Origin of the sequence: Treponema sp. B152, from assembly GCF_024181665.1 — a bacterium.
GTDB lineage: Bacteria > Spirochaetota > Spirochaetia > Treponematales > Treponemataceae > Treponema_B > Treponema_B denticola.
The window spans coordinates 2,436,041-2,461,426 of the sequence record NZ_CP058668.1 but is presented as its reverse complement, the minus strand read 5'-3'; the positions used below and the strand labels follow the sequence as shown (position 1 = coordinate 2,461,426).

At 38.4% G+C, this 25,386-nt stretch carries 22 protein-coding genes and 1 pseudogene; 8 read left to right on the top strand and 15 right to left on the bottom strand.

What is annotated here, in order from left to right; genetic code table 11:
* Positions 1 to 15: 15 nt before the first annotated feature.
* Positions 16 to 1,545 (bottom strand): ribonuclease Y, encoded by a 1,530-nt coding sequence (gene rny, locus HYB91_RS11560; RefSeq protein WP_002676584.1) that lies wholly within the window; start codon positions 1,543 to 1,545, stop codon positions 16 to 18.
* Between the two features lie 237 nt (positions 1,546 to 1,782).
* Between rny and trxA the strand changes: the two genes are divergently transcribed.
* Positions 1,783 to 2,106 carry a thioredoxin gene (trxA, locus tag HYB91_RS11555; protein ID WP_010956703.1) on the top strand — a complete coding sequence of 108 codons (324 nt, stop codon included), beginning with the start codon at positions 1,783 to 1,785 and terminating at the stop codon, positions 2,104 to 2,106.
* Between the two features lie 83 nt (positions 2,107 to 2,189).
* Here trxA and grdD read toward each other — a convergent pair whose 3' ends face one another.
* From grdD to HYB91_RS11530, 5 genes and pseudogenes are all read right to left on the bottom strand, one after another.
* The gene (gene grdD / locus HYB91_RS11550; protein ID WP_002676586.1) at positions 2,190 to 3,344 is read right to left on the bottom strand and encodes a glycine/sarcosine/betaine reductase complex component C subunit alpha; all 1,155 of its coding nucleotides are present in this window, start codon (positions 3,342 to 3,344) and stop codon (positions 2,190 to 2,192) included.
* Between the two features lie 12 nt (positions 3,345 to 3,356).
* Positions 3,357 to 4,895, bottom strand: coding sequence for a glycine/sarcosine/betaine reductase complex component C subunit beta (gene grdC / locus HYB91_RS11545; RefSeq protein WP_002676587.1), 1,539 nt, complete (start codon positions 4,893 to 4,895; stop codon positions 3,357 to 3,359).
* A gap of 167 nt (positions 4,896 to 5,062) precedes the next feature.
* Positions 5,063 to 5,581: pseudogene (locus HYB91_RS11540) on the bottom strand (MptD family putative ECF transporter S component); the annotation flags it as partial.
* Complete coding sequence (locus HYB91_RS11535; RefSeq protein ID WP_002676589.1) at positions 5,581 to 5,781, bottom strand: hypothetical protein; 201 nt, start codon at positions 5,779 to 5,781, stop codon at positions 5,581 to 5,583. The gene HYB91_RS11535 and the pseudogene HYB91_RS11540, both read right to left, overlap by 1 nt.
* Positions 5,782 to 6,020: 239 nt before the next feature.
* Entirely contained in the window at positions 6,021 to 7,016 is a 996-nt protein-coding gene (locus tag HYB91_RS11530) for a helix-turn-helix domain-containing protein (RefSeq protein ID WP_002684831.1), read from the bottom strand.
* 225 nt (positions 7,017 to 7,241) lie between these two features.
* Between HYB91_RS11530 and HYB91_RS11525 the strand changes: the two genes are divergently transcribed.
* Genes HYB91_RS11525 through HYB91_RS11505 form a run of 5 tightly spaced genes read left to right on the top strand, consistent with a single transcriptional unit; the run spans position 7,242 to position 13,389 of the window.
* Positions 7,242 to 8,999: an ABC transporter ATP-binding protein gene (locus HYB91_RS11525; protein WP_002676591.1), complete on the top strand. Its 1,758-nt coding sequence runs from the start codon at positions 7,242 to 7,244 to the stop codon at positions 8,997 to 8,999.
* Positions 9,000 to 9,002: 3 nt separating this feature from the next.
* A complete protein-coding gene (locus tag HYB91_RS11520) occupies positions 9,003 to 10,727 on the top strand; it encodes an ABC transporter ATP-binding protein (protein WP_253719540.1) in 1,725 nt (574 codons plus the stop codon).
* Positions 10,728 to 10,748: 21 nt separating this feature from the next.
* Positions 10,749 to 11,336, top strand: a complete 588-nt coding sequence (locus HYB91_RS11515) for an MptD family putative ECF transporter S component (protein ID WP_002676596.1) — start codon at positions 10,749 to 10,751, stop codon at positions 11,334 to 11,336.
* Positions 11,337 to 11,386: 50 nt separating this feature from the next.
* Entirely contained in the window at positions 11,387 to 12,025 is a 639-nt protein-coding gene (locus HYB91_RS11510) for an energy-coupling factor transporter transmembrane component T (RefSeq protein ID WP_253719539.1), read from the top strand.
* Positions 12,019 to 13,389: an ABC transporter ATP-binding protein gene (locus tag HYB91_RS11505; RefSeq protein ID WP_002676598.1), complete on the top strand. Its 1,371-nt coding sequence runs from the start codon at positions 12,019 to 12,021 to the stop codon at positions 13,387 to 13,389. The genes HYB91_RS11510 and HYB91_RS11505 overlap by 7 nt, the downstream gene beginning before the upstream one ends.
* Positions 13,390 to 13,456: 67 nt before the next feature.
* On the opposite strand, the gene HYB91_RS11500 is transcribed toward HYB91_RS11505, so the two are convergent.
* From HYB91_RS11500 to HYB91_RS11470, 7 genes are all read right to left on the bottom strand, one after another.
* A complete protein-coding gene (locus HYB91_RS11500) occupies positions 13,457 to 13,657 on the bottom strand; it encodes a hypothetical protein (RefSeq protein WP_080612178.1) in 201 nt (66 codons plus the stop codon).
* 267 nt (positions 13,658 to 13,924) lie between these two features.
* A complete protein-coding gene (locus tag HYB91_RS11495) occupies positions 13,925 to 14,527 on the bottom strand; it encodes an MptD family putative ECF transporter S component (RefSeq protein ID WP_002676599.1) in 603 nt (200 codons plus the stop codon).
* Positions 14,528 to 14,537: 10 nt separating this feature from the next.
* Positions 14,538 to 15,248 carry an energy-coupling factor transporter transmembrane component T family protein gene (locus HYB91_RS11490; protein WP_002676600.1) on the bottom strand — a complete coding sequence of 237 codons (711 nt, stop codon included), beginning with the start codon at positions 15,246 to 15,248 and terminating at the stop codon, positions 14,538 to 14,540.
* Between the two features lies 1 nt (position 15,249).
* Entirely contained in the window at positions 15,250 to 16,725 is a 1,476-nt protein-coding gene (locus tag HYB91_RS11485; RefSeq protein ID WP_002676601.1) for an ABC transporter ATP-binding protein, read from the bottom strand.
* A complete protein-coding gene (locus HYB91_RS11480; RefSeq protein WP_002676603.1) occupies positions 16,713 to 18,437 on the bottom strand; it encodes an ABC transporter ATP-binding protein in 1,725 nt (574 codons plus the stop codon). Before HYB91_RS11480 ends, HYB91_RS11485 begins: the two co-directional genes overlap by 13 nt.
* Before the next feature lie 11 nt (positions 18,438 to 18,448).
* Complete coding sequence (locus HYB91_RS11475; protein WP_002676604.1) at positions 18,449 to 20,167, bottom strand: ABC transporter ATP-binding protein; 1,719 nt, start codon at positions 20,165 to 20,167, stop codon at positions 18,449 to 18,451.
* Between the two features lie 152 nt (positions 20,168 to 20,319).
* The gene (locus tag HYB91_RS11470) at positions 20,320 to 20,889 is read right to left on the bottom strand and encodes a TetR/AcrR family transcriptional regulator (protein WP_002676605.1); all 570 of its coding nucleotides are present in this window, start codon (positions 20,887 to 20,889) and stop codon (positions 20,320 to 20,322) included.
* Positions 20,890 to 21,219: 330 nt separating this feature from the next.
* Here HYB91_RS11470 and HYB91_RS11465 point away from each other — a divergent pair, with 330 nt between their 5' ends.
* Together HYB91_RS11465 and HYB91_RS11460 are read left to right on the top strand one after the other, a co-directional pair.
* Positions 21,220 to 21,588, top strand: a complete 369-nt coding sequence (locus HYB91_RS11465) for a DUF488 domain-containing protein (RefSeq protein ID WP_002676606.1) — start codon at positions 21,220 to 21,222, stop codon at positions 21,586 to 21,588.
* A gap of 102 nt (positions 21,589 to 21,690) precedes the next feature.
* The gene (locus tag HYB91_RS11460; protein WP_002666418.1) at positions 21,691 to 22,254 is read left to right on the top strand and encodes a flavin reductase family protein; all 564 of its coding nucleotides are present in this window, start codon (positions 21,691 to 21,693) and stop codon (positions 22,252 to 22,254) included.
* A gap of 166 nt (positions 22,255 to 22,420) precedes the next feature.
* Here HYB91_RS11460 and HYB91_RS11455 read toward each other — a convergent pair whose 3' ends face one another.
* Positions 22,421 to 23,746, bottom strand: coding sequence for a sodium-dependent transporter (locus HYB91_RS11455; RefSeq protein WP_002673012.1), 1,326 nt, complete (start codon positions 23,744 to 23,746; stop codon positions 22,421 to 22,423).
* Positions 23,747 to 23,827: 81 nt separating this feature from the next.
* On the bottom strand, positions 23,828 to 25,207 hold the full coding sequence (locus HYB91_RS11450) for a tryptophanase (protein ID WP_002666415.1): 1,380 nt from the start codon (positions 25,205 to 25,207) through the stop codon (positions 23,828 to 23,830).
* Positions 25,208 to 25,386: the final 179 nt, after the last annotated feature.

Genomic DNA, 25,386 nt, shown 5'->3' with positions numbered 1-25,386 from the left:
TTTTGAGTGATTTTTTTAGCGGGCGTATTCTACGATACGTGTTTCGCGTATAAGGGTTACGCGGATTCTTCCGGGGTACTGCAAATCGTTTTCGATTTTTTTTGCAATGTCCCGAGCCAAAATCTTGGTATCGGCATCGGAAATCTTCTCGTTGTTGATAACAACCCGTAATTCCCTTCCGGCTTGAATTGCGTAAGCTTTTTCAACTCCGTTAAAGCCTTCAGCCAGCTGTTCAAGGTTTTCAAGCCGCTTAACATAGTTATCCATAGTTTCGCGTCTTGCACCAGGCCTTGCAGCCGAAATTGCATCTGCAATCTGTACGATTACCGATTCAATGCAGGTAGGCTCTATATCGTTGTGGTGAGCACCTACGGCATTGACAACCCTCGGATCTTCATTGATCCTCTTTGCAAGCTCCATTCCTATTTCGGCATGGTTTTTATCGGAATCGGTTTCTGCTCCCTTTCCGATATCATGCAGTAGGGCACCGCGTTTTGCGATTTCGACATTTGCACCGATTTCGCTTGCAATCATTCCTGCGATTATGGCTACTTCTTTAGAATGCTGAAGCACATTTTGCCCATAGCTTGTTCTAAAATAAAGCCTTCCCAAGGCTCTTACGCCTTCTTGGTTCATATTATGGATGCCGAGATCGAATAGAACTCTTTCTCCTTCTTCATAAACCTTTTGCGAAATTTCTCTGGTTACCTTTTGTACAATTTCTTCAATACGAGCCGGGTGAATTCGGCCGTCAAGAATCAATCTTTCCAAGGCAACCCTTGCAATTTCTTTGCGTACAGGGTCGAAACAAGATACTACAACAGCCTCAGGGGTATCGTCGATGATTATGTCTACACCGGTAAGAGTTTCCAAGGCTCGGATATTGCGGCCTTCGCGGCCGATAATCCTTCCTTTCATCTCATCGCTGGGCAAGCTGACCGTTGAGACAGTAATGTCGCTGGCCGTTTCCGTTGCAAGACGTTGAATCGTCGTAATCAGAATATCCTGTGCTTTTTTTTCTGCCGTCAGCTGAGCTTCTTGTTCTATCTTATTTATGATAGTAACCGCATCATGCTTTGCTTCAGTTTCCAAGTCACGGATAATCAAATCCTTTGCCTGCTGCTGGGTCAAACCGGAAATTCTTTCCAATTCTTCCCTGTATCTTTCTTCTTCACCGCTTAAAATTTCAGTCCGCTCATCAAGTGCGGCTTCTCTCTTGACAAGCTCTTTTTCTTGTTTTTCTACAGTTTCGACACGTTTATCGAGGAGTTCCTCTTTTTGTGCCAATCTGCGTTCGAAACGCTGGAGATCACTCCTGCGTTCCCTATTTTCCCGTTCCTGCTGTTTTTGTTCCCGAATCAGCTGCTCTTTTGCTTCAAGAAGGAATTCCTTCTTTTGAGCTTCAGCATCTTTTATTGCCTCCTGTAAAATCCGTTCTGCACGTTGTTCAGAAGCAGATAGTTGAAATCTGGCATAAAGCCAGCGAATCGTCCATCCAAGAATTATACAGACAGCAGGAAGGATGACATACAAAATCCAATTCATCGGTATGCTCCTAAAAAGTGTACTACTGTCCAGTCTCATAATACAGGCAATTGAAAAAAAAGTCAATAAAATGTTGAAAATAAGTTATAAAAAATTTTTGTCGTACGTTGCACGGCAACAGAGTATTAAACCCTCTGCACGAATAAATCGATTTTCCGGCTTGCCCTATATTTTAGAATATTGTATATTGTAACTAATCGGGAAAAAAGATTTTTTCTAATCTAAGATTATAAGGAGATGATTATGGCAGTATTGGATATTACAAATGCTAATTTTGATGAAACCGTAAAAACCGCCAAGCCCGTTTTAATTGACTTTTGGGCACCGTGGTGACCGGGATGCGTACAGCTCAGTCCTGAGCTGCAGGCTGCCGAGGCGGAACTCGGCGACAAGGCTGTGATTGCACAGTCTAATGTGGATAATGCACGAGAATTGGCAGTAAAATTTAAGTTTATGTCAATTCCTACCCTCATCGTTTTAAAAGACGGAAAAGAGGTGGATAGGCACACAGGTTATATGGATAAAAAGAGCCTTGTAAACTTTGTTTCAAAGCATATCTAAAAGAAAAGGCGGGAAGCTTTAAAAGCCCCCGCCTTTTTTGTGCTTTATATCGGTTTAAAGAGTATCTCTAAAACCGGATATTTTTAAATATAGTCAGCCTTATGGAGTACATCCCTTGCCTTAGGTAAGTCTTCTTCGCTTACCATGATTACGGGGCCGGTACAACCCATGCCCGTTTCGGCATAGATGCCTTCCTTCCAAAGAGCCTTGCATGCATCTTCGATTTCGATAACATCGATTCCGGGAATACCGGCATCAACGGTTTTCTTAGGCGGAGCCTTTACCTCTTCGGCAGCGGCTGCTGCAACGGGCTTTGCTCCGGGCATATCTTCCAAAAGCTCATCCAAGCCGGCCTTTTTAGCGGCCTTGAGTTCTTCTGCATAGATACCGTGAACATTGTTCTTTGCACAGTCGGCGACGAATTTTAAGGCATTGGCTATGGCCGGAGCTCCCGATGCCCTCGAAATAATTCCGACAACATCATCATAGCCCGAACCGATACAGGGGCCATAACCGAAGCCTGAGCCTTCATAGCTTCCGCCCGTTACAAAGGAAGAAAAGAGCTTAATCAGCAAGTTTCCCGTGAGGGTATCGCAAACCATTACATTGGGAGTTCCCTGCAAGAGGTCGTTTCCTCTCATGCGGACACCTCCGTCTGCACGGTTCGATTCGGTGTAGTTTACCTTGTAGCCCTTTTCCTTCATTTTGTTTAGAGCCTTTTCAATAACGGCGATACCGTCAATGTTTAAAAGACCTACGGTGGGCTCGGCTATTCCGGAAGCCTTAGCAACGGCAATACCGCCGATAGCATTTAAAAGCATGGCCTTGTAGCGGTTTGCATCGGTTGTTCCCGTGGTGGTAGCAAGAATCATCTCGCGGCCCTTTCCGGGGGTTACAACCTTTCCTACGGTGCTTACGCCCAAGGGGAAGTTATAGTGCATGGTTACACAAGCCTTAATTGTTCCTTCTTTAAAAAGGCGTTCCATTTCTTTATGAGCATCTTCGAGAGTTGCTGCGGGGAAATGTTTTAAGCCTTTTGCTTCCGGTCCTCCGATGAGGATCACATCCAGATCGGGATTTCTTTTTGCGGCAAGCTCTGCGGCATAAACAAGTTCCGCTTCGCCGTGCTCGCTTCCCGGAATGGTTAAACCGACAGGGAATCGGCCGGCAAAGGAGCCGCCCTCAAGCCCTTCGGCAAGTCCTAAAAATAAATCAGCAATTTGTTTTTTATCTGCCATATTCTTATCTCCTTAGTTTTGGGATTTGAGAATATTTTCGGCTACGTTTCTCATTGCTTCGGCAACAATCTTCTTTATTCCGGCTGTGTCCTGACCGGCAGATGCGGAGCCTTTTCCGTCATTGGCTTCAATTAAGAAGCTTAAGCCGTCGAAGAGGTTTGTAAGACGGCCGAGGAATAAACTTCCCTTTCCGATTATCATTGTATTTTTGAGTTTTCCTGCCATCATATCGCGGCGTGCATGTCCGATAAAGGGAACACCCGAAGGGATATGTCCCTGAGTGGGAGCAAAACCTACAACTCCATGTTTTTTTACGAATTCGGCAATTTGAGTTTTTTCAAGCTGGCCTTTCATAACGCTTAAAGCGGCAATCATCTTTACGTTTGCTTCGGGTACGTTACCTGCACCTGCGGGAGCGGTAATTTCGTGGTTTTGAAGCTCTGCCGAGTATTTTTCGATGTCGGTCATCTTTAAACCGGCTGCATTAAGAGGATCATAAACCAATACGCTCATAACGGCCTGAGGGGCGGAACCGGAAGAAATTACGTGCTTTCCTACAACTTCGGTATTGATAACGGGGTTTACTCCGTCGTCCGCACTGAGCATAACGGCAAAGCCTCCGATCATATCTTCAAAGAGAGGGAGGTCTTTTTTTACATGGTCTTTTCCGTTCATACCGAGCTTGGGTACCGAGCCTCCCGAAACGACCATTACGTTTTTAAAGATACCGGCTGCTACAAGGGCTGCTCCGTGGATAATTGCATGAACGGGAGCTGCACAGAAGCCTCGAACATCTGAACCTGTTGCGTTTACACAGCCCGATTTTTCTCCGACTGCCTTTGCAATGTTTCCGCCGCCTCTCTGGTTAATATCGCCGGCTGCTTCTTCAGAACATTCGATGATGTATTCGACATCTTTCATATCGATGCCTTCGAGTTTTCCCATGTGCCATGCGGAAAGAATACCGGAAGCCTTTGTGGCGAGGTTTTCAAGCATGGTGTGGGCACTTAAGTTTTCGTCCGTATCGTGAGCCTGCTTTACACAACCGATGAGTTTTCCCTGTTCGTAAAGACCTTCTGCTGTGTGGGCATCAACCATTTTTTTGATTTCGGCAATGTCGTGGCCTTCTCCAAGCTTAATGTCTTGAGTTTTCATCATCGGGTGATTTTCGATGAGTTTTGCAGCTTGAGCTGTGAATTCTTTTGAGAAGTAAACGAGCTCAAAAACATCGGCATGTTTCATCAAAATATAGAACTCGGCCTGAGTCATAATTTCGCCGAATTTACCCTTTCTTTCGGCCTTTTTTGCATCCTTATACCAAGGTTCGGGGATTTTTTCCAAGTCTTCGGGAGTCATATTTCCGATATAAACTTGGTTAGGCGGATAGTTTACTGCCTCTTCAAAGCTGCGTAAGTGAGAGGGTATTGCCTTTAAATATTCATCCTCAGGGTTTGCAAGCCTTGTGCCTGTTTGAGTTGAACCGTTGTGAAAAAGAAGATCGGGAGCATGAACTAAGATGTAGCTTGCTCCTTTTATAGCGACTTTTGCCATAATGCCTCCAAAAAATTTATATAAAATTTAAAATGCTTTGCCAATTAATAATGATGGCTTTTTTATTCTATATTAAATTCGTTTATTATTCAAGGGTCTATATATTATAGAATTTAAACGCAAAGGATTCATAAGTTCAATTTATAATTACCCATTGCCAATTTTCCCTATACCATCCCTGCTTTTTCAAAATGCTTTTTTAATATCCGCATAGAAATCAACGCTCCCGCGAAACTTGTTATAACCGTCAATGCAATCATAGAACCGTACATCTGCCATGAGCCTACAACGTGCAAATACTGTTGTAAAGCTTCATCCGTTAAATGTAAAATCTCCTTTCTTTGCACAAAGTATTCTCCATGCGAAAGATACATAGGCAGGGTGAACAAGGCTGTCTGCAATGTGGAGCCCAGCACATAGGACAGAATAATTGCTTTTTTATCTTTGTACTTCATCGTTGACGCAAGAGTCTCCGCAATGAACCAGCCGATAATTGAAAGGCCGACGCCTATTCCGTTTGCCGCCATAAATCCCGGTAAAACGATAATTATCCCCATAATAAAAAAAACGCCCGTTTTTCTTACCTTTGATGCCGCCAGCATAAATGCTATCGATACAAAAAACAGCGTAATCGGGATATTGGCTATCGTGCCGAAAAGCGTTAATGCAGCGAGTGCTCCCGTAATCAACAACCCCGACGCAGGGCATCGGGGTATGTTGTTCTTATAAGGTGGTTGCAGTCAGCTTTAATACCCTTTATTACGACGCAGAGCATCGGGGGTATTAAAGCCTCCGCACGAATAAAGAAAATTAATAGTGCAACCGCAGCGAAGATTCCGATAAAAATAAAATCCCGTGCATTCAATTTGTTTGTCTTTGTTTCCATGACATTCTCCTTATATTTATATTTGCTTTGAATATTTTGTTTTATCATACTATATTTTTAGGGCGACTTTTTGCGACACATCGCAAAAAACAGGCTTTTCGGGGTTCCGCTATCGCTCCATTCCTGCGGAACAGCCCCGCCACGGATGGCGGTGGTTCTAGGCAGTAGCGCAAATTAAATCTAAGGAAAACCTCTCAAAACTGAAGTTTTTAGAGGTTCCCAATACGGTTGTCCTCTTGTTAAATTGTATTTTTTTTCGAACAGGTACAATCGGAAACAGAAGCATTCTTAACGCTATGTTTTTTTATATCTTTGGGATACATTCCTTTGTATTTTTTGAAGCAAGTGCTGAATTTGCTATGAGAAGAATAACCGACAGCTTCAGCTATATCCTGAATTTTAAGAGAGGAATTTAATAGAAGAATTTCTGCCATATTCATTCGCCGTCTTTGAGTGTATTCGGTAATTGTGCATTGATATTTTTGTCTAAATAATTTTTTAAGCTTTGTACCGCTCATGGCCGCTATTTTTTCCAAAGTTTTTTGCGGAATTGAGGTTGCATAATGATCGTCTATATAATTAGCGACAATTTCCAAAGCTTTATCATCGGCGATGAATATTGGATTATTGTACTTATGTAAAAATGCGTCTATCGTTATACTCAACCATTCTTTTGCCTTTGACTCAAAAAAGATTTCAGCAGCAGGAGACACCATCTTACAATTTAGTATATCTTTTGCAATTCTTTCGAGGGGCTTGTTTATAATAGTGCTGGTATTAAAAAATAAATTTTCATAGTTACAAACTTTGTCTTTGTAAGAGGCGAGACATTTGTCTATCATAGATTGTTCGAAATTTATACCTATTCCTAAATAGGGAGAATTTTTGTGTAATATAAACCGATAGTTTTTAGAATTTTTTGTATTTACAATATACAGCGAGTTTGAAGAAAGATTTTGATAAGGATTAAAACATTCTCCGTTTGCCGTAACTAAATAAGATGAATAAAAGGAATAGAAATTCTCCAAACCGGAAAAACTTGTGTGGATAATCTCTTGTTTTATGAAAACATCATGAATATCAATTATAAAATTTTTACCTTCATAAAACCAATATATGCCTTCCGCATCATCCGTATTAAAATAGAATGTATGTCCTGCACAGGAGTATTTCGTATGCTCAGTGCATTCATTTGTAGAAAAAAAGTTTTTAACAAAGGTGTAAAAATCACTCATGCCTACCTCCGTTTTATATTTTTATCCCGAATAGACATTATCCTGAATAGACATAGTTAGCTATAGCTAATTGACTGAACTCTTTGTTAATTATATAATAAATAAAAAATAAAAACAAGTAAAAAGCTACATGATATTAAAACGTTTTAAAGGACAGCTCTTCCGATTAGTCTAAACGGGATATTTATATAGCTTACTGATTTAAAGGAAAGGAGGAATTATTCATTGAAGAATAAGAAAAAATCAATACTAAAAAGACTGATGCCTTATGCCGGTAAAAAAAGTGTCTTGCTTTATATCGCCATGGTTATGTCTGCTGTTTCAGGTATTATGGTTTTAATGCCTATGGTTTTTATTCATAGGATTGTAAATACTTTAATTTTAAATGAAACGGTAGATTTTTCTTATGTAAGGGAAAATTCAATTTACGCAGCGGCATTCGCGGGGTTGGGTTTATGTATATATCTTATCGGTCTTGTTTTATCCCATATTTTCGCATTTGAAGTGGAAGACACTATCATTAAGACTTCGGTAAAAAAGTTGATACATAAGCCGCTCGGATATTTTGACGACAAAGAAAGCGGAAGGATAAGAAATGTCATTGTCTCCGGAGCTTCTGAAACCCATTCTTTTTTAGCGCATCAGCTTCCGGATATGGCGATGACGATTATATCGCCGATAGTTCTGCTTGTGTTTTTCTTTATGTTTAATTGGAAATTAGGACTTGCAAGTATGATACCGATGATTATCGGCATGATATTAATGTCAGCGATGATGACATCCGAAACCAAGAAAATGAAAGATGAATATTATGCAGAACTTTCCGAATTGTCTTCTCAGACTGTGGAATATGTTCGGGGAATTCCTGTTGTAAAAACATTTGCACAAAGTGTCGAAAGTTTTAATAAGCTATATTCATTAATCATAAAAATAAAAGACGGCGTACTAAAGCTTACAATGAGCTATACGAATAAAATGTCATGGTTTGAAACTGTTTCCACATCGACAGCATTTTTCTTAGTGCCCGTAGCTTTATTGTTAATAAAATGTAACGGCAACTTATCTAATGTGGTTGCGGATTCTGTGATTTATTTTCTGATAGGGCCGACATTTGCCGTTTTTATTATGAGATCGGCGACGATTACACAATTCAGCTATTTTGCAGAGCTTGCTTTAAACAAAATTGAAAATATACTTGAATTTGATGATTTCATGTATGGAGATAAGACAAGCTCTGATGTTGGAATCGAATTTAAAAATGTAAGTTTTTCTTATGGCGGTGAAAATGTTTTAGATAGTATTTCATTTAAAGTAAACAAGGGAGAAAGAGTTGCTTTAGTCGGCTCATCAGGCAGCGGTAAAACTACTGTAGCAAGGCTTGCCGCCAGATTTTATGATACTAAGTCAGGTGAAATTTTTATTGGGGGGATTAACATAAAAGATTTCGAAAAAGAATCTTTAATGAAAAAAATCGCTTTTGTTTTTCAAAACTCAAAGCTATTTAAAATGAGTTTAAGAGAAAATCTTCTCATCGGAAAGCCTGATGCAACAGATGAAGAAATAGAGAGCGCTTTGATAAATTCAGGATCTAAAGAGATAATCGAAAGATTAGAAAACGGTCTTGATACCGTTTACGGAACAAAGGGTACATATTTTTCGGGCGGAGAAGCTCAAAGGCTTTCTATCGCAAGAGCTTTTCTTAAAGATGCGGATATTATCATTTTAGATGAAGCAACCGCTTTTGCAGATCCCGAAAATGAACATTTAATTCAGGAGTCTTTTAAGAAGTTGTCAAAAAACAAGACAACACTAATGATTGCTCACAGACTATCTACAGTAATAGATGCGGACAAGATTCTCGTTATTGATAAAGGTAAAATTATAGAAGAAGGCAAACATGCGGATTTAATAAATATGAATGGGCATTATAAAAAGCTTTGGGAAGAATATCAAAAATCCGTAAATTGGAAGATAGGGGGTTAAAACATGGTTTCTTATTTTATGAAAAGATATGCTATGTCGGAGAAAGGTGCAATTAATTTAAAAAAAGCAATCTTGTCGCATACCTTTGTTAATATCACAAAATTATTTGCACCGATGATTGCCTTTATGTTTTTGTTCCAGTATATCGGAATCTTAAAAGGTATTGAAAGTTATCATTTTACTCCTATCCATTACATTGCGCTCATTGTAGTAATGATGATTGTGATGTTTTTCATCGCAAGATGGGATTATGTAAGACTATATACCAATGTGTATAACGAGAGTGCGGATTCAAGGATCGATTTGGCGGAAAGATTAAAGAAATTGCCTCTTTCTTATTTTGGTAAAAGAGATTTGGCAGACCTTGCAGAAACGATGATGAATGACATGAACTTATATGAAACAATTTTTTCTCATGCCGTCCCTCATATATACGCAACTGCTATCTCCACAAGCGTTATCGCTTTAATGCTTATTATCTATAATTGGAAATTGGCTCTTGCAGCATTGTGGGTCATTCCGATTTCACTCCTAATAATATTCTTATCAAGGGAAAGTCAGAAAAAAATAGTACAAAAGTGGATAGATGATAATCGCAAGGTATTTGATGATTTGCAGGAAAAGATCGAGCAGATAGAACAAATAAAATCTTACAATTTAGAAGAGCGAATGCTCAATGATTTTTTTAAAAAATTAAATATGTCTACAAAACAGAAAACGAAGGGTGAAATTGTTGCGGGAATACTTATAGGAATAGCTACTGCAATTTTAAAACTTGGTATTATAAGTGTTGCCGTTATCGGTGTAAATATGCTTATGACCGGTGAAGTAAGCGTGCTGGTGTATATAGTTTTTTTAATGCTGACGACAAGCATATATCTTCCTATAGAGGGGATAATCTCTTTTATGTCCATGATAGTTATGCTCGATGCTGTGGTTGGAAGAATAAAAGAAATAAAAACCATGCCTATTCAAGAAGGCAAAAAGAGTATGGAAATTAAAAATTATGATATCGAATTTAAGGATGTTTATTTTGGGTATGATGATTATTCCGTAATAAATGGTGTGAGTTTTACCGCAAAGCAAGGTGAAATCACTGCGCTCATCGGTTCAAGCGGAAGCGGAAAAACAACTCTTACCAAGCTCGCCGCAAGATTTTGGGATATAGATAGAGGGAAGATTTTGATAGGCGGAGAGGATATCGGTAAGGTTGATCCGGAAACGCTCCTCAAAAATTTTTCTATAGTATTTCAAGATGTTACCCTCTTTAATTCAAGCATAAAAGATAACATTAAAATCGGCAAAAAGGATGCTACAGACGAAGAAATTATGAGAGCGGCTAAAATAGCAAAATGCTATGAATTTATCAATAAAATGCCGGAAGGGATAGATACGCTAATAGGTGAGAACGGACAAAGACTTTCAGGCGGCGAAAGACAAAGAATATCAATAGCAAGGGCTATCTTGAAAGACGCACCGATTATACTGCTTGATGAAGCGACGGCATCTCTTGATGTTGAAAATGAAAGTCTTATTCAAGAAGCTTTATCCGAACTTATCAAAGAAAAAACAGTCATAGTTATTGCTCATAGACTAAGAACAATAAGAAATGCAAATAAAATTGTTTTATTACATGCCGGAAAAATAGAGGCGGTCGGTACAGACGATGAACTTTGCAAAACATCGGAATTTTATAAAGCGATGCTTGAAAAATCAAACGTTCGGTAAAAGTTTATTTAGGAGGATATTATGAAAATGGAAAAATTAGTAATTAAGGATTTAGTTACAATAGGCGTGTTTACAGTAATATATTTTGTGCTTATGTTCCTTTCGGGAATGGTTGGTATGGTGCCGATTTTATACTTGGCATATCCTACACTGGCGGGGATTATAACAGGTATAGTCATTATGCTTTTTATGGCAAAAGTTCAAAAGCCGTGGGGATTGTTTATACTTGGTCTGATTTGCGGTTTTATTGTTATTGCAATGGGAAACACTTATGTAATATTGATACATGTTGCAATAAGCATGGCGATTGCCGAACTGTTAAGAAAAAAAGGAGAATATAAATCTTTCAAATGTAATATGCTTTCCTTTGCCGTGTTCAATACTTGGATTTGCGGTTTCCTTATGCAAATATTGTTGGCTAAAGATAAGGTTATTGGACTGGCTGAAACAAGAGGAATGGGACATGATTATATAATGAAACTCATCGCACTTGTGAATTATCGAAGCATGATTTTGGTATATATCGGTGCAATTGCCGGTGGAATAGTCGGTGCATATATCGGTAAAGTTTTTTTGAAAAAACATTTTGAAAAAGCAGGTATTGTATAATGCCCATTTTTTTGGACAACCCATATAACCCCAATCCTATTAGTAAGATTTTGGTAACTTTTTTACTTGGGTTTGCTGTATTCCAGAAGGTAAATATTTATTTTGAATGGGGTATTATACTTCTCATTTCGTTTCTTTTTTATAAGAATGGATTGAAGAAAGAAGCCTTGAAAAATATATTGTTTTTTGGTGTTTTTTCTTCAATAATACCTAATCTTGATGTAATTAGAAACATGAATGCAATTTTGATGATGTTTTTTATGTTGTTTGCCGTATGCAGGATGTTTTATCTTCCATTTAGTGCAGGTAGTTTTTTTGTAAAAACATCAGATGTAGGAAGTGTAATATCTTCGATGGATAAAATTAAATTACCTCGCACTGTTTCCATACCAATTGCTGTAATGTTTAGGTTTTTCCCATCATTTAAAGAAGAAAGCCGGAATATAAAACTTGCTATGAGGATAAGAGGAATTACATTTAAAAATCCGATTTCATACATTGAGTATGTAATGGTACCTTTACTTATTATATCGTCTAATATTTCTGATGATATTGCAAAGGCAGCAGAAACAAAATGTATTGAAAATCCTACTAAAAAAACAAGGTATATATCTGTTAAAATGAAAACAGTCGATTTTGTTTATGTGTTTTTGATACTGATTATGATTATCGGCGGAATTTTATGGTAGAAATCAAAAATTTATCTATTTCTTATGGAAATTCCTCCAAAGTATTAAAAAACATTTCTTTAAATGTAAAAAAGGGTGAATGTGTATTATTTACCGGGAAAAGCGGCAGCGGAAAATCTTCAGTTATAAATTCTATCAATGGATTAGCTGTACGATATGATGGGGCTTCTACGGAGGGAACCATCAGGATAGGTAATAAAGATATTAAAAATCTTAAATTGTATGAAATATCTATGTTAGTATCAAGCGTATTTCAAAATCCAAAGACACACTTTTTCAATATAAATACTACCCTTGAATTACTTTTTTATTTAGAGAACATAGGGCTTTCAAAAAAACAAATGGATGAAAGACTAAATGATATGTTGGGGGTATTTCCAATAAACCACCTTTTAAATAGAGATATTTTCAAGCTTTCAGGTGGAGAAAAGCAGATTTTATGTATTGCTGCAAGTTATATATCGGGAACGGAAATAATAGTTTTAGATGAGCCTTCGTCAAATCTTGATGAAGAAAATATTATGATTATAAAAGAAATGCTTATAAAACTTAAAGATACGGGAAAAACTCTTATAATTTCAGAGCATAGAATATTTTATCTTATGGATATTGTAGATAGAGTTTTTTTTATCCAAGATGGTATAATACAAAAGGAATATACGAAAATAGATTTTCTGAAAATACCATCTAAAAAACTTAATGAGTTAGGTTTAAGAGATAAGAGTAAAACAAAACTTATAGTACCAGAGATTCAAAAAAAGGGGAATTTTGAAGTAAAAAATATTGAATTTAAGTTTAATGGTGTAGATAACGAATTGATTTTTAAAAATATCTTATTTGAAATGAGTAAAACATATGGCATAGTGGGAACAAATGGACTTGGTAAATCTACTTTGCTGAGGTGTCTTATAGGTTGCGAAAAGAAATCTAAAGATGAAATCTATTTGGATGGTAAAAGGCTTTCAAAAACAGATAGGCTGAAAATATCATCTCTTGTAATGCAAGATGTTAATCATCAGCTTTTTACCGATTCTGTTATAAATGAAGTATGCCTTGGAATAAAAAATATTGAAATCAGTTATGTTGAAGATATTCTAAGAAAACTTGATTTGTATGAATTGAAAGATCGTCATCCGATGAGTTTGTCGGGTGGTCAAAAGCAAAGGGTAGCAATAGCGTCTGTATTATGTAAAAATTCCAAGCTTTTATTTTTTGATGAACCGACAAGTGGAATGGATTATTACAATATGATGAATATATCCAATCTAATCAATAAATGCAAAAATGATAAGAAAATAATATTCATTGTTTCCCATGACCAAGAATTTCTAAATTCGATAGCTGATTATGTTATACATTTATAGGAGACGTATATTTTTGACGTGCCTGCGTAGTTGGTTCCAATTCCTGTATTATACTATCAACATACTATCAACATAATTTTTTGCCCGCTTCAAGCGCCTGATACCGGAGCGCCGGTTCCATCGTCTTTACATTCAAATTAAGACCATAGAGGCGTTTTAAGCCGCGCGTGCCGTCATCCCTGTCGTTAAACTCCAGCGTAAATCCGGCAAGCGCCGCAGAGCTGACCGCTCCGATAAGCGCGGCAAGTGTTGCCGTACCGATAATCATCACCGCCGATGTGCGCACGCCTGATATAATCACCGGCGCTTCGGCAAAGCCGCAAATGCAGGTTAAGCGGTAGTTAGATGGACGGTTCACGGCAATGGTAAAAACAGTTATGTACAGAATGCTTTATTCGTGCGGAGGGTTTAATACCCCGACGCTTGCGTCGGGGTATGTTGATTTATTTATGGTGCGATTGCCCTGTATATGTGATAGAATTTAAACGCAAAGGATTCAGAAGTTCAATTTACAATTACCCATTGCTAATTCCCCCTATACCATCCCCGCTTTTTCAAAATGCTTTTTTAATATCCGCATAGAAAGCCACGTTCCCGCGAAACTTGTTATAACCGTCAATGCAATCATAGAACCGTACATCTGCCATGAGCCTACAACGTGCAAATACTGTTGTAAAGCTTCATCCGTTAAATGTAAAATCTCCTTTCTTTGCACAAAGTATTCTCCATGCGAAACATACATGGGCAGGGTGAACAAGGCTGTCTGCAACGTGGAGCCCAGCACATAGGACAGAATAATTGCTTTTTTATCTTTGTACTTCATCGTTGACGCAAGAGTCTCCGCAATGAACCAGCCGATAATTGAAAGGCCGACACCTATTCCGTTTGCCGCCATAAATCCCGGTAAAACGATAATTATCCCCATAATAAAAAAGACGCCCGTTTTTCTTACCTTTGATGCCGCCAGCATAAATGCTATCGATACAAAAAACAGCGTAATCGGGATATTGGCTATCGTTCCGAAAAGTGTTAATGCAGCGAGTGCTCCCGTAATAAAGAAAATTAATAGTGCAACCGCAGCGAAGATTCCGATAAAAATAAAATCCCGTGCATTCAATTTGTTTGTCTTTGTTTCCATGACATTCTCCTTAAAAAATATTACTAAACTGTAAGTACGATACCGCACCCACAGCAATAGCCGTACATAATCCGTATACAAAATCCGTTTTCGTAAATTTGAGCGGATAGATATTTGTTCTGTTTTTATAATTTTCAATTCCTCTCAGCAAAACCGATGTGGAAAGTTCCTCAGCTATGCGAAGACTTCTAAATAAAATCGGAACAATTATAAGTTCCAAAGAACGAATGGGATGCATTAAAAAGCGTATGCCCGAAATAAAAATCCCTCTTATTTTTAAACTATCTTTTAAACAGCCGTAATCTTCTTTTAAGGACGGTAAATACCTAAATACAACGATTAAGGGAATTGCTATTATGTTTGGAAATTTCATCGTCTGCATAGCCGATATAATAGAGGGCATGGAAGTTTTCTTTTTCAAGAATATAATCATCATAACCGCAATAACGAATTTTTGAATAAAATAACTTAAAGATACAATCATGAGAGCAATTGTCGAATTCGGAATATAATGAATATAAAACATCGACACAGCAATGATACTATACATTCCGCTGTATAAAACGGATTCACGGTAAGCGCGTACATCCCATAAATAGAAATTACAAATAATAAGTAAAACATGTGAGGGGAGAGGCTTATTGACGGCAAGACCAAACGAGATAAAAATAAATACAATGCCGAGTACCGTTCTCGGATCCGCTTTTCTTTTTGTATTCACTTCACATTTCCTCTTTTTTACTTAAAAGCTCCCAGAGCATTTTCTTGGTATCATTATTTAAATTGAAATCAGCGTGAACCATTCCGCTTTTTAAATAAATAATTCTGTTGCAGACAGACAGTAAAAATTCATAATCATGCGATATTACAAATATAAGCCTACCTGCCTTTGCCTCAGTGAGAATACTTTTAGAAACCAAATCCATAGAATGTTTATCCAAGCCGCTTGTCGGTTCATCTAAAAAAAGTATCTTACAGTTATTGCAAAAAGCCGCTGCAATGGTAAGCCGTTGCTTTTGACCTCTTGAGAGGGCAAGCGGATGCCATTCTTTTAAATCAAGAATTTCAAAATCCGATAAAACGGTTTCTTTTTCCGTACCGCTCAAACCGCCGCCTTTTTTCCCTATATCCAATTCATCCTCTACGGTATTACCGAAAAGTTGATAGTCGGAGTCCTGCATGACAAAATATATACTCCCCGCCCTTTTCTTATAGCTCCGCTTTTCTCCTTTAATCAAAACGCTTCCGCTTTTTTCTTTTAATAAGCCTGTACACAATTTAGCGAGAGTTGTTTTACCCGCTCCGTTTTCACCGATAATGCCGATAACTTCTTTTTCATAAGCTCTTATCGATATGTCTTTAAGCACATCGGTTTTTTCCTGTTTTGAATGTGAATATGAAATATTTTTTATTTCAAGCAATGGGGTGGTTTTATCGATAATACTTTTAGAATGAACCGTATCGAGATTTTCCAAATATATGGGTCGAATATTTTTATTGTTTTTTTGCAGCTCAAAAAATTCGTCTTTTGAGTATTCGCCCGTAATTCTTCCCTTATCCATAACGAGCATACGGCTGCATAAGGCCGAAAGATAAAATAATCGATGCTCCAAAACGATAATGGTTTTCCCTTCGTCTTTTAAGCTCCGTAATATGTTTTCCAAATCAAAGATGGAATGAATATCCAGATTAGCTGTAGGCTCATCGAACAAAAAAATGTCAGGCGACATCGCATAGCATGACGCGATAGCCAGTTTTTGTTTTTCACCGCTTGAAAGTTTAAAGATACTCTTCTCTTTTAGATGATTTATTCCAAGCAGTTTCAAACTGTTGTCTACCTTTTTCAGTATTTCTTCCCTGTTCAAAAGCATATTGCTGCAGCCGAATGCCGCTTCACTAAAAGGATCGGTCATAAAAAACTGACTTCGCGGGTCTTGGAATACACAGCCTACCATGCAGCCTATTTGTGAAAGCTCCATAGTGCGTATATCTTTTCCGTTTAGACAAGCCTCTCCCGTTAAAACTCCGTCATAGTAATGCGAGATAAGGCCGTTGATAACAGAGCCGAGTGTGCTCTTCCCGCTTCCGCTTTTTCCGGTAATGACAACAAATTCTCCTTTTTTTATTTCGAGGTTTATATTGTCGAGAATGAGAAGACCTGTCCTTGTTTTATACGAAATATCTTTTAGCGAGAGCACATTCCGCTCCCGTATTGTGCTTTCCAAAGCCGAGCATAGTAAGCGTCCTTTTTCAAAAGTTCATCGTGTTTTCCTTTTTCGATAAGACAGCCTTTTTGAAACACAAGGATTTGATCTGCCTTTTGAATAGTCTTGAGATGATGAGCAATGACCAGTACGGTTCTGTTTTTTGCAAGTTCGGTAATGCCATCCTGTATTAAAGCCTCATTTACGGGATCGACATTACTGGTCATCTCGTCGAGGATTAAAATCGGAGCGTCTTTTAAAAAGGCGCGTGCAATGGAAATCCGCTGTCTTTGTCCGCCGGATAAGAGACCTCCGTTTTCTCCAATATCCGTTTCATAGCCTTTCGGTAAGCTCATAATAAAATCGTGAATCCTTGCCTTTTTTGCAGCTTCGATGATTTCTTCTTTTGTTGCTCCTTTTTTTCCTACTCGGATATTTTCTTCGATGGTGTTATCGAAAAGCTGCACATTTTGCATAACAATGCTGATGCGATCCAAAAGTTCATCGTAGGGAATATCCCGTATATCAATTCCGCCGAGCGTAATACTTCCGCCTTGCACATCGTAAAACCGCAAAAGCAAATTCGTAACCGTCGTCTTACCGCTTCCCGATTCTCCTACAAGCGCGGTCATCGTTTTTTCCGGAACGGAAAAAGTTACCCCATTCATTTTGAACTCATCTTCTTCATAAGAAAACTCTACATCTTTAAAAACAATATCGTTTTGCGCAGGAGTAACTCCGTCCGTTTTATCGGCTATTACCTCAGCATGAAGAATTTTTCCCAAGCGGTGATAGCTGTCTACGGCAGACACATAATACATATAGTGCGTTTCCATCGCTGCAAAAGGTTTATAAAATTCTTTTGAAATGACTGCGATAATCATAAAGCTGAGCACATCAATGCTTCCACATAACGCGGCAAGACCTGAATAAATGAAAAGAACAAAATACCCTGCATCGATTAAAAATGCAAAAACCGAAAGCTGTCTTGCCTTAAAATGGGACGCAGCCTTACTTGTTTCTCCGAATTTTTTTGTCTTTTCAAAAAGTTCATTATCCAGACTTTTATTATGCGAAAAACTTTTGAGCACCGGAATACCGCGTACATATTCGACAAATAAGCTCACCATATCGGCAAGTGCGGAATTATTGTTATGCTCCGTTTTTTGTGCTCCCTTAATTGTGTAAAAAAGGTAGGCAAGCGGAAGCGGAATCGACGCGGCCATAACAAGGGCTGCACTAAGATTGATAAAGCAAAGGCCGATAAATACCGTAAAAGCAATGAGAAAATCACCGAACATCCGCGGCCACATATGACCGACTACCATGGACATATTGTCCACATCTTTATGAAGAATCGTATTTAATTCTCCCAGCCGTTCATTCGTATAAAATCCCAAACTAAACAGCTTTAATTTTACAATCATCCGCTCCCGTATTTGCTGCACCACATCAAAGCCGGCTCCGTGCTTTTTTAAGTCGGCAATCATATTGCAAAGTCCCTTAAAAACGACCAAGCCTATCAGCGTTGCAAAAGCCCCGTAGAGCCCCTGCATATCAGTCCCGGCAGCAATCTTAAACAAAATCGAAAACACCGTAAGTAACATCCCCACGGAACTCAACCCGTACAAGGTAAAAAACAGAGAAGAAATACATACATCGATTTTTCCCCTCTTACTCAAAAATGCAAATAATTCTTTATACATAAATGTCTCCTTTACCCCACCCGCCAGTTGTCTACTTTGTTTTGGGCTTCGACCATTTCTTTATAAAAGGTGCATCGCGAAATCAATTCTTCATGTGTGCCAAAGTCCAGTATGCGGCCTTTATCAATAACGATTATTTTGTCCGCGTTTTGTACAGTGTTCAGGTGATGCGCAATCGTGATGACCGTTTTGTTTTTTCTTAATTCTTCGATCGCCTCGTTTATGAGTTTTTCGTTTTCGCTGTCTACGGCAGCCATCGCTTCATCTAAAATAAGAATTGGGGCATTTTTAAGAATCATCCGGGCAATGGATATTCTTTGCTTTTCTCCTCCCGAAAGTTTTACGCCCATCTCTCCCACCCGTGTGTTGTAGCCATGAGGCAGGGTGGAAATAAAATCATGACATCGTGCTTTTTGAGCGGCTTCTATCACTTCCGCTTCCGAAGCGCCCTCCTTACCGATCGCGATATTTTCAAAGATGCTCATATTAAAAAGAATTACTTCCTGCTGAACACTTCCGATAAGAGCGGAAATGCTGTCCGTATCATAGCGTGAAATATCTTTACCCGAAATTGTGAGCACACCTGAATCAACATCCCAAAAACCCATGATAAGATTCGCAAGCGTGCTTTTACCGCAGCCGCTCGGCCCGACAAGCGCATTTAAAGTGTTTTCTTTACATTGTACAGTAATATTTTTTAACGCAAAGCTGTCTTTTTCATACTTAAAATGTACATTCTTGCATTCTATATCTCCCGTTTTCAGTTTTTCGCTGATCTTTTCTTTTGCAAGAGGTGCACAGAGAATCACCGCTATGCTTTTGAGCTTTTCAGTAAACACGATGGAAAAATGATGGAGCGTTGCGGTTTTACTTATTGCCGACACAAATACCGAAGATAAGATAACGGACAGTATAAACTGAGCGGTAGAAATATTGTTATGTAAGAGCAGTATACTTCCTAACATCATAACCGATACCGCTCCGGCTTCCATAAAAATATCTATAAGCACCATTGGGCCCGTAACGGCACCCATACTCTTTTTTACATCTTGCACATAAGAGCGTGCGGAATCCAAAGTCCTGCCGCTAAAACACTCTTCTTTTGCAAAGGCCTTTATGACGGCAATGTTTTTTACATATTCCATCATGTCTTTCCTCATCTGCATTTCTCGTTCAAAATATATTTGAAATTTTTTTTGCATGGTCTTTGCAGATAATTGTTGTACAAGGAACATGAGCGGTACCCCTGCAATCATTATTAATGCGAGCCGGTAATCTATAAAAAGCATTGCAATAAAAACCAGAACAGGAAGAAGTGTTGCCGCCATAATTTCCGGAAGACCGTGCGCCAGATATATTTCAATCTGTTCTACATCGTGTTCAACAATGCTTGTAAGCTCGCCGGTAGTATGCTTTTTAAAAAATCCTAAATTCAATTTTTTGAGGTGTTCAATTATGGCAAGCCGTAATTCCGTCAATGTACTAAAAGCCCTGTCATGAGCTGTCTTTACGGCAAGATAATTAAAACACGCCTTGAGCATAAACGAGATGAAAATACCTACGGCAATCATTTTAAAATATTCCCTTTCCGCTTTGCCCGAAAACAAGCTGCTTATCACCAGTACCAATAAAACCTGCGGTAGTAAGTCAAACACTATTTTAAGCGCAAGCAGCACATTGGACAAAAAGGTTTTACCCGTTACCTGTTTTTTCAATTCCTTTTCAGTCATATCTACTCCTCTCTACATCTATAATGCGCATGTATATTCGTTTATCTTTAAAACCAAATAATATTGAATATTTATTCAATATTGATAGATAAAATGAGGAGCGATTGAACGCTCCTAAAATAAATTCTCTTTTATACTACTGTAATTACAGCTTACAATGATTCAACTCCATTAAAATAACACTTATTAAGAACAAAGAGCATATCTTCTGCCCATTTTTCATTTTTATAGTGCCGTGCAATTTCCATAAGCCCCTCAACATAATTATTTGCCAAAATATGAGCAAGCATTGGATCGTGCTTGGTTTTTGAATATCTCTTTAAACCGTCTTTTATATGCTGTTCCAATCGTTTAACCCACATATCTTTTGCATTCTCATGTTTCGTTCCCGAGCTCTTGTCGATCAAAATGATGAGTTTTATTCTACTCTTTAACAGTTTGGGAAGTTGAGATGCTCCGCCCCGATTAAATCTTTCATAGGGGCTTCCGGCTTCCATCTTTTCCTCATCTTCCATCATCTTAATGATGTTATCCAACACACCTGCGACTACTTCATCAAATAATCCTTCTTTGTTTTTGAAGTAGGTATAAATAAGCGCAACAGGAATATTAGCCTGTTCTGCAATATCCGTCAGCTTTGCACTTCTATAATCTTGTTCATAAAATACTTTTTCCGCAGCCGTCAGAATTCTACTTTTGACCTCTTCTTTTAATACCTGCATACCGCCTGCACGCCTGAAACGTTCTCCTTTCTATTCTGTCAATACTGAATTATAATTTAATAATAAATCTTTATTCGATATTTGTCAATAGAGGTAAACAAATTTTATTTATTTTACCTCTATGCCTCTTAAAAAGATTAACATAAAAGATAAAAAACGTTTAATTAAGAATCAAGGCTTCTTTCATTTCATCTTGCCCCAAGATTGCCGTAAAGGGATAGTTTTTCATAATGATTTGAGTATAGCATTTTTGGACCGGGATATCTAGGGATGGAGCCCTTGCAGCTATGAAAGAACAGCCGTATAATAAGTATTAATAAAGGGGAAATTATGGGAAAATTGTTGTGGAAGCGGGTGTACGATCTGCCGGAAAAAGGTGACGGGTTTAGGATTTTGGCGGACAGGTTGTGGCCGCGCGGAATTTCGAAAGAAAAGGCCTGCATCAGCGAATGGGCAAAGGAAATTACACCTTCGTCAGGTTTACGGCAAGCTTATCACCGTGACGAAATCGATTACAAAACTTTTTCGGAGCTGTACACAAAAGAGTTGGTGCAAAATCCATGCACAAAAGATTTTACGGATAAAATCAAGGCCGAATTAAAAAATAGAAATGTTACAGTTTTGTATGCGAATAAAGATGTTGAACAAAGCCATATTCCCGTTTTGCAACGCTTTATCGAAAAAGTTCTGAACGGCTGAAAGCACTGCTGCTGTAATCTTAATTGATACAATTAAATCTTGCGCAAATCAGACTTGTTTTTTCTGTTAATTTGAATATAATTATGTATAGAAGAGGTTTCTATGAGAAAAAAATTAAATATTACCGACGGAATTTTTCCTATGCCCGTATTAATGGTTGCTACCTATAACGATGATGGAAGCATAAATGTTATGAACGCTGCATGGGGAACTATGCAAGAACGTTCCATTATAGCTCTTAATTTGACCGAAACACATAAGACAGTAAAAAATATCAAGGCGAGAGGCGCTTTTACCGTTAGTATTGCTGATGCTGCTCATGTACTTGAAGCCGACTACTTTGGTGTTGCTTCCGGCAATAAGGTTCCTAATAAGCTGGAGAAGACCGGTCTTACCGCAAGCAAGGCGGAAACCGTTGACGCTCCTGTTATAAACGAATTTCCGATTTGTCTGGAATGTGAATTTATTGAGTATCAAGATAATAAATATGGTTGCGGTGTTATAGGAAAGGTTGTCAATGTAACTGCTGACGAAAGTGTTATGCCGAATGGAAAGCTTGATATGTCGTTAGTAAATGCCATAGCCTTCGATCCATATACACACGGATATTACAAAGTATCAGAGCGTGTCGGTGAAGCCTTTAAAGACGGTTTAAAGCTTAAATAATAAGCCGGTGTTTAATAATATTCATTTAAAATAAGTTCTATTTGTTTACAGTATTTTGGCGCCTTTTCTGAAGGAACAAAGGAACATCAGAATGTTAAAAACCACCGATTAGCCTACAAGACTAATCGGTGGTTTTTTGTTTGAGTCTTTAAAAGATCGGCTTATTCTAGCCGATGCCTCCATAGAAGATACCGAGAATATAAACTATTAAGGTTAAACCGCAATATATATATTTTCCCTGAATAGCATACGAATCTCCGACTCTTTTCAGTCTGCCTTTTGAAACCTCATTAAGAACGAAGTCTTTACCGGCAACCCAGAAGAACATGACTCCGGCAAGTAAGGCTCCCAGAGGAATTATGTAAATACTAATTACATCCATCCATGTACCAAGTACGTTTCCGTCCTCAACTACTAAACCTACTGCAAAGCCGAGGCCAAGAACTATTGCGAGAGCTGCTTTTCGGCTGAGATTAAACTTTTGCTGCATAAGTTCTACAGGGGTTTCATATAAGTTTATTAGAGATGTAATACCTGCGAATAATACGGCAATGAAGAATATAATTGAAAAGAGGGTTCCCGCGGGCATTTCTTTGAAGATCATAGGCATTGTTATGAACATCAAAGGCGGTCCTGCGGCAGGCTCCAGTCCATAAGCAAAAACTGCCGGAATGATAACCAAGGCTGCAATCATAGCTGCAAGGGTATCAAAGATTGCTGTGTACTTTGCACTGGTCCGAGCATCTTCACTGTCATTTAGATAGCTTCCGTATACAACGGTACCGCTTCCTGCTAATGAAAGAGAAAAAAATGCCTGGCCTAAGGCAAATACCCATGTTTTGATATTGGCTAATGCAGACCAATCCGGTTTAAAAAGGAATTTATAACCGTCCAAAGCTTTAGGCAGTGTTGCAACCCGGATTGCAAGAATAATAAATAAGGTAAAGAATGTAGGCATCATAATTTTATTTATTTTTTCGATACCTGCTGAAACACCTGCAACCATTACAAAGAATGAAAATGCAATAGCAATGATGTGCCAAGGTAAGCTTGACAAGGGTCCGGCGATAGTGCCGAAATATGCACCGCTGTTTTCTGCAGCAAGCATGGAACCTGTAAAAGCTCCTACTGCAAATCGGATAATCCATCCCACAACAACAGTGTATCCGATAGCAATACCTAAAGATCCGATAACGGGAATCCAACCGATATAATTACCGGCTTCGCTTCCTCTCATTCTTGTTGCTTTTAAAAATGCCCCATGAGGGCCGGTTTTCATAGCCCTACCGAAACACATTTCTTCAACTACGCCGGTATAACCGATAACGGCAACGAAAATAATGTATGGAATTAAAAAAGCCGCACCTCCAAATTGTCCGACACGGAATGGGAAAAGCCAGATGTTTCCCATTCCGACAGCGGACCCGATACAAGCAAGAATAAAGCCCCACTTTGAGTTAAACTGATCTCGCTTTGATTCTGTGTTTGCCATATAGACCTCCTTATTTTATAAATACAACATACAATACAAACCGGCGGAAGGATAATTAACGGCTATCCATCCGCTAAATGGTTATTTTATGGGTTCCAAATGAGCTTGGAAGTGTCTAAGAATCGAGGGTTCCCAGATAATTTTGTAGCCCTTAACCTGAGAGGCTCTTTCTTTAATGTTAATTAAAGCTCCTGCAATAACGTCTAAGTGAGATTGGGTGTATACTCTTCTCGGAATTGCAAGACGGGCAAATTCGAATTCCGATTTGATCTGTTCTCCTGTTTCGGGATCGTTTCCGAGCATAAAGGAACCGATGTCGCATGTTCGGATTCCGGCTTCTTTGTATAACTCTACGCAAAGAGTGTGGCCGGGGAATTGATAATAGGGAATGTGCGGGAACATGGCGTTGGCATCAACATAAACACCGTGTCCTCCTGCAGGGTTTTGAATGGCAACGCCTGCATCAAGGAGCTGAGAGGCTAGGTATTCCATAGAAGCGTTTCGGTATTTTAAATATTCTTCATCAATACCTTCGTATAAACCTATGGCTAATGCTTCAAGATCGCGTCCTGAAAGACCTCCGTAGGTAATAAATCCTTCAAAAGAAATACAGTTGCCCTTAATCATCTGATAGATTTCTTGATTGTTTTTAATACCTATCAAACCGCCCATATTAACGATAGCATCTTTTTTTGCACTCATCGTAAAGGTGTCGGCATAGCTGAACATTTCACGAATAATTTCTTTAATAGGCTTGTTCTTGAATTCTTCTTCTCTTTGTTTTACAAAGTAGGCATTTTCTGCAAATCGTGCTGCATCAATATTGAACAGAATGCCGTATTTTTTTGCAATTTTGGCAACATCACGGATGTTCTGAATTGAAACAGGTTGTCCTCCGGCAGAGTTGTTTGTAATAGTCATTACAATCATTCCGACCTTTTCTTTTCCATGCTCATTAATAAGCTGTTCAAGCTTTTCAACATCCATATTTCCCTTAAAAGGTGCATATTCGGAAGGTTTTTTTGCTTCCTTACATACGCAGTCGAGAGGTCTTCCTCCGGCCAGAGTTACGTGAGCTCTGGTTGTGTCAAAGAACATATTTGAAATAGCAACTTGGCCTTTTTTGAGCAACAAGGGGAATAAAACCTTTTCTGCTGCTCGGCCCTGATGGACGGGCTGGATAAATTCATATCCGAAGATATCCTTTCCGGCATCAACCAATTTGAAATAGCTTTTTCCTCCGGCATAGGCTTCATCTCCGACCATAACGCCTCCCCATTGCTTATCGCTCATTGCGTTTGTGCCGCTGTCTGTCAATAAGTCAATGTAGACATCTTCTCCACGTAAGTTAAACATATTGTATTTTGCTTTTTCAAGATACTTAATGCGGTCCTCACGTGTTGTCATTTTGATAGGTTCAACCATCTTAATTCTAAAAGGTTCCGGTACATACTTTTTCATTAAAAAGCCTCCTATAAATTATTATAGCTTTTAGTGTACCATGCCTTTTTTGTACTGTCAAGGTCTTCTTTTTTTATCATTCTATTGTAAAGGTAAAAAATATATGATATATTATCTATAACTTTTGATATTAAATGGTGCGGCAATGATTTTTATTTATTATCTTACGGAAAAAAATT

What these genes read in the sequence shown, in the direction of transcription:
- HYB91_RS11460 (WP_002666418.1), top strand. Translation starts at nt 21,691, where the DNA reads ATGAGAAAAAAATTAAATATTACCGACGGAATTTTTCCTATGCCCGTA.
- HYB91_RS11495 (WP_002676599.1), bottom strand. Translation starts at nt 14,527, where the DNA reads ATGGAAACAAAGACAAACAAATTGAATGCACGGGATTTTATTTTTATC.
- HYB91_RS11455 (WP_002673012.1), bottom strand. Translation starts at nt 23,746, where the DNA reads ATGGCAAACACAGAATCAAAGCGAGATCAGTTTAACTCAAAGTGGGGC.
- HYB91_RS11470 (WP_002676605.1), bottom strand. Translation starts at nt 20,889, where the DNA reads ATGCAGGTATTAAAAGAAGAGGTCAAAAGTAGAATTCTGACGGCTGCG.
- HYB91_RS11535 (WP_002676589.1), bottom strand. Translation starts at nt 5,781, where the DNA reads ATGGAAACAAAGACAAACAAATTGAATGCACGGGATTTTATTTTTATC.
- HYB91_RS11465 (WP_002676606.1), top strand. Translation starts at nt 21,220, where the DNA reads ATGGGAAAATTGTTGTGGAAGCGGGTGTACGATCTGCCGGAAAAAGGT.
- HYB91_RS11515 (WP_002676596.1), top strand. Translation starts at nt 10,749, where the DNA reads ATGAAAATGGAAAAATTAGTAATTAAGGATTTAGTTACAATAGGCGTG.
- HYB91_RS11480 (WP_002676603.1), bottom strand. Translation starts at nt 18,437, where the DNA reads ATGTATAAAGAATTATTTGCATTTTTGAGTAAGAGGGGAAAAATCGAT.
- HYB91_RS11500 (WP_080612178.1), bottom strand. Translation starts at nt 13,657, where the DNA reads ATGATTATCGGTACGGCAACACTTGCCGCGCTTATCGGAGCGGTCAGC.
- rny (WP_002676584.1), bottom strand. Translation starts at nt 1,545, where the DNA reads ATGAATTGGATTTTGTATGTCATCCTTCCTGCTGTCTGTATAATTCTT.
- HYB91_RS11475 (WP_002676604.1), bottom strand. Translation starts at nt 20,167, where the DNA reads ATGACTGAAAAGGAATTGAAAAAACAGGTAACGGGTAAAACCTTTTTG.
- grdC (WP_002676587.1), bottom strand. Translation starts at nt 4,895, where the DNA reads ATGGCAAAAGTCGCTATAAAAGGAGCAAGCTACATCTTAGTTCATGCT.
- HYB91_RS11505 (WP_002676598.1), top strand. Translation starts at nt 12,019, where the DNA reads ATGGTAGAAATCAAAAATTTATCTATTTCTTATGGAAATTCCTCCAAA.
- HYB91_RS11450 (WP_002666415.1), bottom strand. Translation starts at nt 25,207, where the DNA reads ATGAAAAAGTATGTACCGGAACCTTTTAGAATTAAGATGGTTGAACCT.
- grdD (WP_002676586.1), bottom strand. Translation starts at nt 3,344, where the DNA reads ATGGCAGATAAAAAACAAATTGCTGATTTATTTTTAGGACTTGCCGAA.
- HYB91_RS11530 (WP_002684831.1), bottom strand. Translation starts at nt 7,016, where the DNA reads ATGAGTGATTTTTACACCTTTGTTAAAAACTTTTTTTCTACAAATGAA.
- HYB91_RS11520 (WP_253719540.1), top strand. Translation starts at nt 9,003, where the DNA reads ATGGTTTCTTATTTTATGAAAAGATATGCTATGTCGGAGAAAGGTGCA.